Source organism: Companilactobacillus insicii (genome assembly GCF_003946015.1).
Lineage (GTDB): Bacteria > Bacillota > Bacilli > Lactobacillales > Lactobacillaceae > Companilactobacillus > Companilactobacillus insicii.
This window is the reverse complement of record NZ_RHNU01000051.1, coordinates 1-14,013: the sequence shown is the minus strand read 5'-3', so window position 1 is coordinate 14,013 and position 14,013 is coordinate 1. Positions and strand designations below refer to the sequence as shown.

The following is a 14,013-nucleotide window of genomic DNA, read 5'->3' as shown; positions in this document are numbered from 1 at the left end:
GCGAAAATACCCAACCAATTCCATTTAAAATGGCAAAAAAATAGTAGAAATAACCGTATATCAGTTATTTCTACTAAATATTATCTGAGATATTAGTTTTGTCCCAGACTCTTTTTTTTATTTAATTTCTAATGGACTTTCCCCAGTTTCAATAAATGAAACCAATGAATTCATTGAATTATTTACCATATCTGACACTGCTTGATCAGTGTAAAACGAAATATGCGGTGTCAAAATAACGTTAGAAAATGATCTCAAAATTGAAATATTATGATTATGTAAAATATCTAATTTATGATCAGAATGGAAAATATTTAACTCTCCTTCCATGACATCTAATCCAGCGGAGCCAATCTTTCCAGATTCCAATCCTGATATAAGTGCATCAGTATCAATCAATTCCCCACGTGCACAATTAATCAAACATACTCCATCTTTCATCTTATCGATACTATCACTATTTATTATATGGTAATTGGAATCAAATAAAGGTACATGTAATGAAATGACATCACTTTGTTTCAATAATTCATCAAGTGATACATATGATAATAAGTCATCAAGATCATTCTTAGGATATAAATCATAAGCTATGATCTTACAACCGAATCCAGATAAATTTCTTGCTACAGTTTCACCAATTTTTCCGGTTCCAATAATTCCAACAGTTAAATTTCGTAATTCTTTACCTTGTAATCCATTCAATGAAAAATCTTGAACATTATTACGTTGAATAATAGATTTTACTTTTCTTAAACTCATCAAAATCAACATTACTGCAAAATCAGAAACACTATTAGTTGAATAAGTAACATTTGAGACTCTAATATTATTTTCTTCAGCGGCTTTTCGATCAATATTGTTAAAACCAATACTACGTACAGCCAAGAATTTAACTCCATTCTTATGCAATTCTTGAATAACTTTTTCATCAACTACGTTGCTTCCCGGAATCGAGACTGCAGTATATCCTTCAGACTTTTCTACACTGTCTAAATTCAATTCATCTGACACGTATCCTGTTGAAATAGAAGAATCAATTTTATAATTTTGAAAATATGGCATTTCATCTTTTCGTGGAGCATAAACTAAAATACTACTCATTTAAATTTCTCCTTTATACAAAAAATGGTAACAATAAACTTATTAATACAACTACTAAAGCACCGCCAATTCTATTTGAAATAATAGCAAATGGCATGAGATCCATACGTTTTGCAGTTGATAATGTTGCTACAGCACCACTACCACCAACAGTTCCCATGTTGGCGCCAATTGCGATCATGGAATCGATAGGATAGAAATGGAAAACCATTCCACTTAGTAATGAACCAACTACAGCTCCCAACACACCAAGGAAAATAATCAAAAAGTTGCTTAACGTGAAATAGGAAACTAATTGTTTCAAGTCTAACGATGCAATACCAACTCCAGTAATTAAGAAAGGCAAGAAGTTTCCAAGCATAAATTTTTGCCAATATTCACTACTACGACAAATATTTTCGTCAAGAATTCCTAATGCTTTTACAATAATTACTAGTACAGCTGCCCAAGCAATAAAATTCAATTGTGGAACTAATGTTTGTAAAATATTTCCTAAAATCAAGAAAACTATAGAAACTATTAGACCAGTACCAAGCATTTTCAAGTGTTTATCCATTGTATGAGTTTCTTTATCTTCTACCTTGGCTGAAGCAGAACCACCGCGCATCAAAACACCGTTACCAGTTAATTTAGGATACTTATTTCCTAATTTATTTAATACACCTGCAAATAATACACAAATCAAATTAGATATATTCATAAAGACAATGAATTTACCTGCATAATCACCAGTTGCTTTTTTGAAAAAGTCAGCATAAATCGTTGGAACAATAACTAATGCCCCAGATGATCCGCCAGTATAATTTGGTAATCCTACCATAAAAATACCATCTAAAATAGATTTTCCAGTGACGATACATCCTATATACATAAAAATAACTGCAATTAATAGCGAAAATAAAATACAAGGTAACAATCTAGCGGTTACAGACAATAACATTTTTCTATCCATACTCAAGATAGAACCGACAACAATTGCGGCAATAAATACATTCACTGCGCCTGAACTCATTACCCCAGAAATATTGCTCTGTAATGTTTTTGGTACAAGACCAAAGTAAACCAATGCTGATCCACCAAACAAAGGCAATAGAACAGCACCACCCATATAACTACCAAATATTGGAATAATCCCGCCAACATACATAAACAGTGCACCAAATAAATACAAGAAAGCAATAGGACCAATAACGTCATTATTCAGTGTTCCTGTATATGTAGCAATCAGCAAAATTAAAAAAAATGGAATAAAATACTTTAATGTTAAACCACCAATTTTAATTTTTGAAATTTTTTCAGTCATAATGTTATGCCTCTGCTTCTAAATATTCTCTAGGATCAGAAATTTCACCGTTCAAAGCTGTAACTGCAGCAATTGCTGGAGAGCCTAAATAAATTAGTGACTTCTTTGTACCCATTCTTCCAATAAAATTTCTATTGGCTGTACTTAAAATTGCCTCATCATCTGATAATAATCCGTACGGCATCCCACAACATAGTGCACAAGATGGATGCGATATTACACCTCCAGCTTCAATAAAGGTTTGAATATATCCTAATTCAATAGCCTGCTTAAAAATGGTATTACTTGCTGGAACAACAATTAATTTCATATATGGTGCAATTTTTTTATTTTTAAGAATATTGGCTGCAACGCCTAAATCTTCAATACTTCCATTTGTACATGAACCAATATATACTTCCTGAACTTTTTTACCTTTTACTTCATCTATACCGTGAACATTATCTACCCCTTGTGGACATGATAAGCTTGGTTGAATATCACCCAAATCATATTCCAGAGTACGTTCATATTTGGCATCTTCATCAGGTTTTACCCACTCAATATCTTTCAAATCCATATCAAAATATTCAGCTGTTTTTTCATCTGCTGGGAACAATGCACATTTAGCTCCAGCTTCCAATCCCATGTTGCAAATTGTATATCTAGATTCCATACTGATATTTTTTACACCTTCACCAGTAAACTCAATCGACTTATATTGAGCACCATCAGATCTGATATCACCTAATATCGTCTCTATTAGGTCTTTGGCATAGACACCTTTTTTAAATTTACCTTTTAAAATAACTTTAATAGCTGAAGGAATCTTGAACCATAGTTCTCCAGTTGTTAGTGCAGCACCCATTTCTGCTGTTCCAATTCCGGTACAGAAACATCCGCCACCACCATAAGTAGTAGTGTGACTATCAGTGGCTGTAACGACAGTTCCTGGCTTAGCATAATGATATTCATGCATCAATGTATGACAAATTCCTTCACCAATATGAACTTTTTTAATGCCATATTTCTTACTCAAATTAATTCCAGCATCATAATGAACCGAATCATTCTTAGCTACAGCGGTCGGCAAACAATGATCAAACATGATTGTGACTTTATCAGGATCATCTAATTTTTCAGTTTCCATTTCCTTTAATGTTTCATATAAATAAGGAGTATAAATATCATGAACCATGAACATATCAGGGTGTGATATAACTATGTCACCAACCTCAACATGTTTAATACCTGTATTTTTCATTAATATTTTTTCTACTAATGTATTTGCCATTTTAGTTAACCTCTCTTTGTTTTAAGGCTCTATTTCTCTTTTTAATACTTTCTATCAATCCACCATCTTCAACAATTTGTAGCAAATTGTCAGGTATCTTTTTAACTGGGAATTCTTGACCATTGACTCTTATACACTTGTTTAACTCAACTTCCATTGTGTCTCCATCTTTACAAGCATCTTGAACTCCATCAGATTCGATAAGAATAAGTCCTTTATTAAAGGCATTTCTGAAAAAAATTCTAGCAAACGATTTTGCAATAACTACTTTAATACCGTTTATTGCGATAACTGATGCCGCCTGCTCTCTTGAAAATCCACAACCAAAATTTTTACCTCCAACGATGATGTCACCGTCCTTCGATTCACTGGCAAATTCAGGTCTTAGTAATTCAAAAGCATATTTACCCATTTCTTTCATTTCAGGAATTGTTCCTCTACGACCAGGTATAATTGTGTCAGTATCAATATCGTCGCCCATTTTCCAAACTCTACCCTTAAATACTTTTTCCATAATCATATCCTCCTATAACTTCTTATCCAATGACATACGAACCACATTATCAACTGAACCAATATAAACTTTCGCATCATCTGAACCTAAGCATCCTGAAAAGTTATAACTTCCAGTAGTTATAATCTTTTCTTTAGAACCAACAACACCAGCACCTTGTAAGGTTACATTTCTGTCACTTGTAGCAATTATTTGGGCACCAAAGTCAATAAATGTATCAATTAATCCCTCATTCAATGCTTGTAAATAAACATCACTCGTTGCTGGACAAATATTTAATCTGAAACCAAAAGCAATATGTTTCTCTTTCATTAACGATGCAGCATGGCGCAAATCTTCAATGTTTCCACCTGTATATCCACCAATAAATCCGGCATTAAACTCTTGTCCCTTTAAATCGTTAGCATCTTTACTTACAAAATCTGAATCTTTACTTTCTACAGGCATTGCAATGGCTGATTTAACTTGTCCCAAATCAAATTTTTCTTTTTTGGAATAATCTCCCACTGGATCAGTATTTACCAATGCAGTAATAGCTCCAGTTCTAGTTGCCATACTACACAACACTGTCAATGCTTCTTTAGACAATTCATTTAATCCATCACCAGTAAATTCAATAACCTTATTTGTAAATATTTCATTACCAAATTCACTTAAAAAGTTTATAAATAAATCAATTGGTGATTCATCTTTTAATTTTCCGTCTAATTCAACGAGAACCGTTTCAGGGATTTTGAACTCAAAATTACCATTCGTTAAAATACTGCTAAGTTCATCTTCACCGACTTGTAAACCTAATGCTCCTTTAGCACCATATATAGAATTATGTGAACCACAGGAAGCAATAATATTTTGTGACTTTACAAATTTATTTGATAGTATCGAATAAGTTATACCCTTTGCCTGAATAAACTTAATATCAAACTTCTTAGAAAATTTAACCAATTTCTCAAAAATTACGGAACTTTCTGAATTTCCTGCTGGAACATCATGATCAATAACAATTAAAGCCTTTTCTGGATATTTAATTGAATCACTTTCATACACCTTATACGCAGCCTTATAACCTTCACCATCATTTATTGCGTAATAATCGGGAATAATATTAACAGTATCTCCACTTTTTCCATTTAGAATTTTTTCAATTTTTGTCATTTGTTTTCTCCCAAAAGTTTTTTTAATTCAATTGAAATCAAATCTCCCATTTCAATCGTACTAACTAATTTTTTACCTTCCTCATATATATCCTTTGTTGCAAAACCGTTATTAAGTACAATATCAACAGATTTTTCAATCTTCTTCGCTGCATCATTCATATTCAAAGAATAACGAAACATTAAAGCCGTGGATAAAATAATTCCGATAGGATTAGCAATATTCTTATTAACTATTGAAATGTCAGTATTATGTAGTTGATTAGGTTCGTACATACCTTTTCCTGAATTACTTAATGTAGCTGCAGGAAGAATACCTTTTGAACCAACAATGCCGGTTAATTCGTCTGAAATAATATCACCAAACAAATTTGGAGCTACCACTACGTCAAAATCAGAAGCATTGCTTACCAAATCTCTTGCAGTGTCATCAATTAATTTACTTTCAAATTTAACTGATGGAAATTCTTTACTTTTTTCATTAAATATCGAACGCCATAACGCTGAGCTAACTAATCCATTTGCTTTGTCAGCACTAAGCAATTTTTTGGATCGTTGAGAAGCTATTTTGAAAGCCCAATTTGCGGCCTCTAAAATTATTTTTTCGTTATAATAATCTTTATCAAATGCTTCCTTGCCAAACTTTCCAACTCCTTGATACTTTTCTGATGGCAATTCTCCACCAGTTACATCTCGAATAAAAACAGTATCTATTCCATGAATTAGTCTTTCTTTTTTCAAAACCGATTGTCTAATCAAACTTGGCTTGATAAAAATTGGCCTTATATTGACACTTAAACCTAACTCTCCACGCAATCTAAAAAGAACTCTTTCAGGTCTTTTCTCAATTGGTAAGCCATTCCATTTATCCCCCCCGATATTACCTAGTAAAATTGCATCACTTTTCTTACATGCTTCAAAAGCTTTATCTGTTAATGGAGTTCCATATTTGTCAATCGATGCTCCACCAGCACAATACTTTTTTAGGTTTAGCGTTGTACTGTAAGCGCTTGCACAAATTTGTAAAATTTTTTCGGCCTCTTTAACTATTTCCGGACCGATTCCATCTCCAGGTAAAATTACGATATTATATTCCATAACCTTCACCCTATTTTTTATTAAAAGCATTTAGTACAACGTTGTACCAAATGAACAACTTTAGTGTAAATCCTAAAGTTTGAAATGTCAACAACTGATTAATTTTTTCACAATCATTTTATTTCTGTTATAATATTTGTCATATGAAATAACATACAAGAGGTTAAATTATAATGGCCACATTAAAAGATGTTGCTCAGCTAGCAAACGTTTCAATGTCTACAGTATCAATTATTGTTAATGGTAAAGCTCATGAACGAAGTATATCAGACTCCACAATTGAGAAAGTAATGAATGCCGTAAATGAATTAGGGTATGCACCAAATTCAAATGCTCGTAGTTTAAGATATTCACAAGCAAATAGACCAAAAATTGCTCTATATTGGCCCTTTGATACTAGAACTAATTTGCTTTCAAATATTCTGACAGATATAAATATGCAGATTCACAAAAATAAATTTGATTGTGAATTAATAGTTAAAGCTTACGAAAATGACTATATAGAAAAAAACTCTAAAGAAATCATCAATAATTCATTTAGCGGTGTTATTGTAGGTGGTCCCTCACAAAAGGATGTCTCTTTTCTTGAATCGCTCGAAACTATGGTTCCAATCGTTCTAATTAATCGATCATCTGAAAAGCTGTCAACTGTTAATGTTAATTCAAAAAGTATTGCTCTAATGGCAGTTAATTTATTAAAACAGGCAAAAAAGGATAACGTTTCTGTAGTAGGTATAAAAGATACATATACTGCATCAAACCAACGTACAAAAGACTTTATAAGGGAATGCAAAAACGAAAGTATTAAAATTAATCAAAAAAACATAATATATGCCGTCAATGACTTCAATAAGGGTATTGATGTGGCAAAAAAATATATAATGCAAAAAAATAAATCCGATACAATATTCTGTGAATCAGATGTTATAGCACTAAGCATGGTTTACTATTTTAATAAAAAAAATATCAAAATACCAAGCGAATTATCAATTATTTCCATAGGCACCTTGGGCAGTAATTTCACAAAATACGTAACTCCTTCAATCACGACTATTAACGTTCCATCAGATAAAATTGCAAACCAAATAATTAAAATATTAATGAAAAAGATCGAAAATAAAAATGATAAACTACCAGCACATATAACGGTTGAACCAGAATTATTTGTACGTGAATCATTTCCAGAGCAATAAAAAAGGACAAAGCTCAATTGAGTTTTGTCCTTAATTTTTATCCTAAATTAACGTCTGAGTCATTATCTTCCGCTTGTTTTGCTTTTTCTTTGCGCTCGTACCTATCAAACATCAACAAGGCGATCACACCGAAGACAACTGGTCCAATAATAGTCCAGAAGGCATCCATGTATGCATGCTCAATGATTGGTTGTACTAATGTAAAGACGACTGCAAGTGCAAGAACAATGAATACGACTATTGAAACTATCCACATGGCTTTCTTATTCTTAAAGAAAACATATGGCTTTTCAATCTTATTATTCACGCTGAAGAATGGATATGCTCCAACTAAGAATAGATATGGAATAGTTGTAGAAACGTTAGCCATCAACGTTAAAACATTATAAAGTTGCTTAGCATTTCTACCACCGAAAGCAATAAGAATAATCATGATACCAACAACGGCACATTGAATCCACATTGCGTTAGCAGGCATACCATGTTTGTTCAACTTTGTAACCTTTTCAGGCCAAAAGTCCTTTGGTGTACCTAAAATAAACGACTTCAATGGTGAATATGCTAGAACGAAAAATGCACCCATGTACAAGACGAACATATCAAAACCGGTAAATCTGGCTAACCATTCACCGGTGGTAATTGCGGCTGCATGACTCCAGCCAATACTATCAGCAAATTGATAACCAAGATTACTCATCATAACATAAGTAATATTACCCAAGTTAACATTGGATTTACCTAATATTTGATTCCAGTTAGTACTAATACCCCACATTAAAATAGTTAGTGAATATGTAATAGCAATGACAACAGCTGAAATCAAAATACCACGTGGGAAATCACGCTTAGGATTCTTCATACTATCAGTAACGGCACCCATTGACTCCATACCACCGTATGCAAATATAGCATAAACGATGAATGAAACCATACCAATTGGTGATGCAAATGCAGGGTTAGCTGAATGGATAAATGTATCCATACCTGTAATAGGTTCAGCCGTGTGGAAGCCTGTAGTAAATAACAAGATCAAACTCAAAATGAAGAAAATACCATTTAGAGCAATTGTCATGATTCCACCAAAGTTAGAAACTTTAGAAATCTTGTCCATTCCCATACTAGAGAATGCTGTGACAAAAATGATCCAAAATAGTCCCAAAATACCGATAACTTGCGTTCCACTAAGTCCAAGTACACCCCATGATTGAGTTGTATCATGACCTGCAAATGCTGTTGCTAATGGAATCCAAACCTTTGTGGAAGTGGAAACTAACCAAACTTCCCAAGATGCTAACCAAATAAATGTACCGGTAAAGGCAATTTTTGGTCCCACAGCTCCTTCAATCCAAGAATAAATACCACCTTTTGCTTCATTAAAGGCAGAACCATATTCAGCCATCATAAATCCTGCTGGCAGGAAGAAGAATACAGCCGCGAATACGTACCAAATAATACTTGCTAATCCCATCTGTTCATAAGCAACAGTTGTGTTAGCGAATCCGAAAATCGCCGAGAAGATCATCATTATTAAACCAAATAATGTAATAGTCTTCTTGGTCGAATTACCATCATCCATTTTTATAATCCCCTTATTATTATTTCAAAGTTCAAATATTTATAAATTCATATCTGTCTTAAAGTTCAGAGGCGAAAAATTAGTCGAGTCCGTAATTAACTGTGCAATTAATTCTTTATATGCATTAAGTGATGTTCTAGACATCTTAAACGATGCTTCAGTTAAAAATTCAGGTAATTCCTCAGAGTCTTTGCTCAAGGCTTTCATATCAAAATCGCGCAACATGTTACGGAGAGTGATATTAATATCTTTTTGTTTTGCTTGGTAATCCTTGCCAAGCTCTTTATAATGACCATCTAACAAGACACCAGCCAATTTATATGTCCAATAAGCTGATTTGCTATCATATGGCAATTCACCTATCTTATATTCTTCAGGCGTATCAGTAATACCCATATAGAATGGCACATAAATACTTTGTGATGCTACACCCATTGCAAGCCATTGTACACAAGCAACTTCTGGTCTCATGTCAGGACGAATCTGTAAAATATGTGACTCTTGTGTTTTGGCTAAACTAATTGGGCGATAACGTTTATTATCAGCTCCATTATTCAATGGATCAAATTCCGTCTTTTGGTAATGAGATGCTAAATAATCTTGTGCGTCATCGACACTTAATAGTCGATTTGCTTTTTTGATGAAAGACAATTCTTCACTTTCAGGACTCTCATCAGTTTTCCCAGAAAATTGTTGTTGACCCCACCATACACGTGGAGTGCTATATATTTCATCCGAAAGAGTATGTGTTCCAAAAATATTTCTAAAATTGAAACTACTACGATTAGGATTCAAACTATTATCATTAACAAATTCCTGTAAATCACTTCTGAATAAGAAGTTGTCTGAATCATTAAAATCGACTTCTTGAATTGCTAGCTGATTAGCAACAACGGCATAACTGTCGTCGGGAATCCGTTGTGCAACCCAATAGTGACCCGAACCACTTTCAAAATACCAGACTTCATCTTTATCAGAGAAGAGAACACCATTTGTCTCACAAGTTCCGTGCTCTTCTATAATTTTACCTAAACGCAAAACACCTTCCCGAGCTGTTTTTACATATGGCAAAACCACGGTGATCATTGCTTCTTCACCAATACCATTCTCATCAAGAGGATCAACTCCTAAGACACGTTGGTTTGAATAAGCACTTTCAGTAGCACTCATTCCTACCCCATATTCGTTGAAACCATCTTCCTCAAATAAGCCTTCTTTGAAAGTCCATTCAGGAGTAGCTGAATATTTAAACCGAGTTTTAGGTAGATCTATTGAAAAATCATTAGCTTTAGAAACAAACTTTTGATCATCTTCGAACTCTTTATGTTCATGAATCACAAAATGCTTAGGCCATGAGGCCTGTGAATCCTCGTTTCTTCCAATAATCGTAGAACCATCAATTGTGGCTTTCTTACCAATTAAGATGCTTGTACAAGCTGAAAGAGAACTTTTGTTATATTCCAATGACATTTAATCTCACCTTACTTAAATTTTACTGCGGTACCGTAAGCAGCAACTGTTTCCATGTCGGCACTGATTGAATCTGAATCGAATCTCATCATCACTACAGCATCAGCCCCTATCTCTAGTGCATTGTGGCGTAAACGCTCAATCGCTATATCACGAGCTTCTGAAAGTAGTTCAGTGTATGCTTTAATTTCACCACCAACGATGTTCTTTAAGCCTGCACCAATATTTCTGACTACGTTTTTCGACTGAGTCGTTAATCCAAACACCTCACCGATAATTTCGTATTCTTTACCTGGAATACGTTCAGTTGTAGTTACTAATATCTCGCTGTTATCCATATATTCACCTCACAATATTTTTTATCACTCCCATAATAAAGATAACACAAGAATCATTATTAAATACCATTATTAACCAATTTTTTCACATATTTTAACTTGACTTTAATAATGTTTTTTATTAGTATTTTATTGTTAACCAATTGATATCAATGGGCAATCGCCAAACGGTAAGGCAGCGGACTCTGAATCCGCAATTTGTAGGTTCGAACCCTACTTGCCCAATAAATAGAGCTAAATAAAGAGATGTTATTAGTATTTTTACTAGTAACATCTCTTTTTATTTGATTTATCAATATATAATACTTTTCTAACTAGGTTTTCAAATATAATTATTCCGTCTGATTACGATTTAATTTTTTAAAAGAAAGATTTAACAATTAGTATGTTTTTCAATTGTTTAAACCAAAACAAGATAATACAATATAATTATAAATACAAGTACTACAAGACTGGAAATGACTAACATGAAAAAAATCTTCAAGTGGTTAATAGGCATTGCTATAACACTAATTGTCTTAACAAGTGCAGCATTTCTAATTGCTAAACAAATTGAATATCAGCCTTCTAAAGAAGCTAGCAACGCTTCTGAAAACAGTACTTTTGTAGATGACACTTACAAATTTCAAGGAGATAATAGCAAACCTGTTATTATATTTTATCCAGGCGCCTTAGTCGAACCACGAAGCTACAGTATCTGGGCATCTATCTTGGCAAAAAACGGCTATACAGTCTATATTGCTAAGTTCCCTCTTAACTTAGCTGTAGTAGATGCCAACGCGGCAAAAAGGGTTCAAAGTAATCATTCATACATAATTGGCGGCCATTCTTTAGGTGGAACAATGGCTGCTCGTTATGCAGCAAAAAACAAGAAAGAACTAAGGGGTGTATTCTTCTTAGCCAGTTATCCTGAAAAAAAAGGTAATCTAAAAAATATCAAAGAACCAGTGCTATCGATCACTGCCAGTAACGACGGTGTGTTAAATAAAACAAATTACAAAAAGGCTAAGAAGCTACTACCTAAGTCCACTGATTACGTTGAAATCAATGGTGGAAATCACGCTGGATTCGGTAGCTACGGTAAGCAAAAAGGCGATAATAAAGCCGATATAAGTAATGATGATCAACAAAGGGTAATAGCGGATATATTACTTCACTGGTTGAATGGTCAAGTGAATTAAAAGGGAATGAATGACATAAGAGTCAAACATTCCCTTTTTGATTGGTGACATTTTTTTAAAGATCATAAAATTTATTGAATTCACCGTCTAATTCCCGCATCCCTTTTTGGACGGCTTGATTAATATCAACGCCGTTAGTCTGTAAACCTTCAATTCTTACAATCGAGAATTTATCAAATCCCATCAGCTCCTCAAAAATACCTTGCAAATACTTTCTCGAAAACTCCAATGGCGTATAACGGTCATTATTAGTATAAATAGAACCGCTTGCTTGAAGTAACATCACCTTATAATCATTTGTCATTAACCCAACTGATCCATCGGCAGTATATTTAAATGTCTCATGAGCAACTAAAATATTATCGATGTAATCCTTCATTTTCGAAGTAACATTAAAATTATGCAATGGTGAAACAATTACGATACGATGATGGCTTTTGAACTGTTCAATCAATTTTTGATTAATTTGAAAAATCCGCATTTCTTCTGAACTCAAGCTTATATGATTTGACTGTTTTTCCCAAATACCCAATAGTTGATCCATCGTCAATTGTGGTATTTCCATGTCATAAAGGTTGATAAGATCAACTGTTTCATCGGAAAATACTTCTTTATATCTTTGTAAAAATCTCTGTTGCAGTTTGATAGAATAATGATCACCGTTTCTGAAATCTGGTTGAGCGTTAATAATTAATGTTTTCATAACTTATCCTCTTTCTTTCTCAATAACCATATTCTACAATTTAATGGTGACAACTAATGACACCTTTATAAAAATTCGAGGTAAATTTTATGAATAAGGCTGAACGACTCAATCAAGAATTAATTTTTCTCAGTAGTAAAAACTTTTTTCAAATAAACGATTTAATCAATGAATTTAAAATATCTAAACGAACTGCCTTACGCGACATCACCGAATTAGAAAATATGGGACTGTCCTTTTATGTTGAAAATGGACGTCATGGAGGTTACCACCTTATAAAAAAAGAGTTATTAGTTCCAGTTATTTTCAATCTTGAAGAAGTAAGTGCTATTTTCTTCGCCATTCAAGCACTAACTCTCTTATCCGCAACACCATTTGAAAAATCTTATAAACATATCTTTGATAAGTTGTTTGCGACTTTGCCTAGTCCACAACAAGATTATGTTTCTAAACTGCAGGAAAGCGTCAGTTATTATCGTATTCCTTCAATTAGTAAATCCAATTTTCTTAATATTATTTTAGAATCTATTGTGAACGAAAAAATTATTGATATCAAAATCCATAATAACGAGCAACAGTTACAAATCTTTAATCTTCTATATCGTAACGGTATATGGTTTTGCGATGCTATAGATATCGTGACAAAGAAATGGGGAACTTATCGTTGTGATCAATTTCAATCTTGTAAAATAAACAACGATTTGGCTTCCACTTACACTCACCTTGAATTAAAAAAATTCAAACAAAACTATGAAAATAACTATCACAATATTCAATTCGAATGTGAATTAACATCATTGGGAAAAGAATTATTCAAAAAGAATAACTACCCCAATATGTATTTAAAAACCGAACATGGAAAAAACATCATGTATGGTGGATACAATCGTGACGAGTTTAATTATATGATTGATTATCTCATTGGACTTGGGAAGAATGTCAGAATCAATTACCCAGAAGAATTGAAACATTCATACATCGCTGAATTAAAGAAAATTATTAATAGCTATTGACTAAAAAAATCGGGTTCTATACTTTCTGGTATTGATGAATAATCAATACCAGTTTTTTTATTCCCTTTTAACACAAAAAGAACATCACTGTTC

Annotated in this window: 13 protein-coding genes and 1 tRNA gene; 4 read left to right on the top strand and 10 right to left on the bottom strand. The window is 33.1% G+C overall.

The annotated features are described in order from the left end of the window. Positions 1-117: 117 nt before the first annotated feature. The 6 genes from EKM79_RS11600 to EKM79_RS11575 are packed head-to-tail and all read right to left on the bottom strand — an operon-like array spanning position 118 to position 6,446. A complete protein-coding gene (locus EKM79_RS11600; RefSeq protein ID WP_125568987.1) occupies positions 118-1,104 on the bottom strand; it encodes a D-isomer specific 2-hydroxyacid dehydrogenase family protein in 987 nt (328 codons plus the stop codon). 13 nt (positions 1,105-1,117) lie between these two features. Beyond that, on the bottom strand, positions 1,118-2,407 hold the full coding sequence (locus EKM79_RS11595) for a 2-hydroxycarboxylate transporter family protein (RefSeq protein ID WP_125568985.1): 1,290 nt from the start codon (positions 2,405-2,407) through the stop codon (positions 1,118-1,120). A 4-nt stretch (positions 2,408-2,411) separates the two neighbouring features. After that, entirely contained in the window at positions 2,412-3,680 is a 1,269-nt protein-coding gene (locus tag EKM79_RS11590; protein WP_125568983.1) for a 3-isopropylmalate dehydratase large subunit, read from the bottom strand. A gap of 1 nt (position 3,681) precedes the next feature. Continuing rightward, positions 3,682-4,194, bottom strand: coding sequence for a LeuD/DmdB family oxidoreductase small subunit (locus EKM79_RS11585; protein WP_125568981.1), 513 nt, complete (start codon positions 4,192-4,194; stop codon positions 3,682-3,684). 12 nt (positions 4,195-4,206) lie between these two features. Further along, positions 4,207-5,349 (bottom strand): aconitase family protein, encoded by a 1,143-nt coding sequence (locus EKM79_RS11580; protein ID WP_125568979.1) that lies wholly within the window; start codon positions 5,347-5,349, stop codon positions 4,207-4,209. After that, positions 5,346-6,446 carry an isocitrate/isopropylmalate family dehydrogenase gene (locus EKM79_RS11575; protein ID WP_164506085.1) on the bottom strand — a complete coding sequence of 367 codons (1,101 nt, stop codon included), beginning with the start codon at positions 6,444-6,446 and terminating at the stop codon, positions 5,346-5,348. Before EKM79_RS11575 ends, EKM79_RS11580 begins: the two co-directional genes overlap by 4 nt. Positions 6,447-6,619: 173 nt before the next feature. Here EKM79_RS11575 and EKM79_RS11570 point away from each other — a divergent pair, with 173 nt between their 5' ends. Next, complete coding sequence (locus EKM79_RS11570) at positions 6,620-7,639, top strand: LacI family DNA-binding transcriptional regulator (protein ID WP_125568975.1); 1,020 nt, start codon at positions 6,620-6,622, stop codon at positions 7,637-7,639. Positions 7,640-7,676: 37 nt separating this feature from the next. On the opposite strand, the gene yjeM is transcribed toward EKM79_RS11570, so the two are convergent. From yjeM to EKM79_RS11555, 3 genes are read right to left on the bottom strand one after another with little or no spacing between them, the layout of a single operon-like run. After that, positions 7,677-9,215, bottom strand: a complete 1,539-nt coding sequence (gene yjeM, locus EKM79_RS11565; protein ID WP_125568973.1) for a glutamate/gamma-aminobutyrate family transporter YjeM — start codon at positions 9,213-9,215, stop codon at positions 7,677-7,679. A gap of 39 nt (positions 9,216-9,254) precedes the next feature. Continuing rightward, positions 9,255-10,685: a C69 family dipeptidase gene (locus EKM79_RS11560; RefSeq protein WP_125568971.1), complete on the bottom strand. Its 1,431-nt coding sequence runs from the start codon at positions 10,683-10,685 to the stop codon at positions 9,255-9,257. Positions 10,686-10,696: 11 nt separating this feature from the next. Next, positions 10,697-11,023, bottom strand: coding sequence for a heavy metal-binding domain-containing protein (locus EKM79_RS11555; RefSeq protein WP_125568969.1), 327 nt, complete (start codon positions 11,021-11,023; stop codon positions 10,697-10,699). A gap of 153 nt (positions 11,024-11,176) precedes the next feature. Here EKM79_RS11555 and EKM79_RS11550 point away from each other — a divergent pair. Both EKM79_RS11550 and EKM79_RS11545 read left to right on the top strand, forming a co-directional pair. Beyond that, positions 11,177-11,248: transfer RNA gene (locus tag EKM79_RS11550), tRNA-Gln, on the top strand. A 242-nt stretch (positions 11,249-11,490) separates the two neighbouring features. Beyond that, positions 11,491-12,204, top strand: coding sequence for an alpha/beta hydrolase (locus EKM79_RS11545; protein WP_211331292.1), 714 nt, complete (start codon positions 11,491-11,493; stop codon positions 12,202-12,204). 55 nt (positions 12,205-12,259) lie between these two features. Here the strand turns inward: EKM79_RS11545 and EKM79_RS11540 are convergent, their stop codons facing one another. Continuing rightward, a complete protein-coding gene (locus tag EKM79_RS11540; protein ID WP_125568965.1) occupies positions 12,260-12,907 on the bottom strand; it encodes an FMN-dependent NADH-azoreductase in 648 nt (215 codons plus the stop codon). 89 nt (positions 12,908-12,996) lie between these two features. Between EKM79_RS11540 and EKM79_RS11535 the strand changes: the two genes are divergently transcribed. After that, positions 12,997-13,920: a helix-turn-helix transcriptional regulator gene (locus tag EKM79_RS11535; protein WP_125568963.1), complete on the top strand. Its 924-nt coding sequence runs from the start codon at positions 12,997-12,999 to the stop codon at positions 13,918-13,920. Positions 13,921-14,013 lie beyond the last annotated feature (93 nt).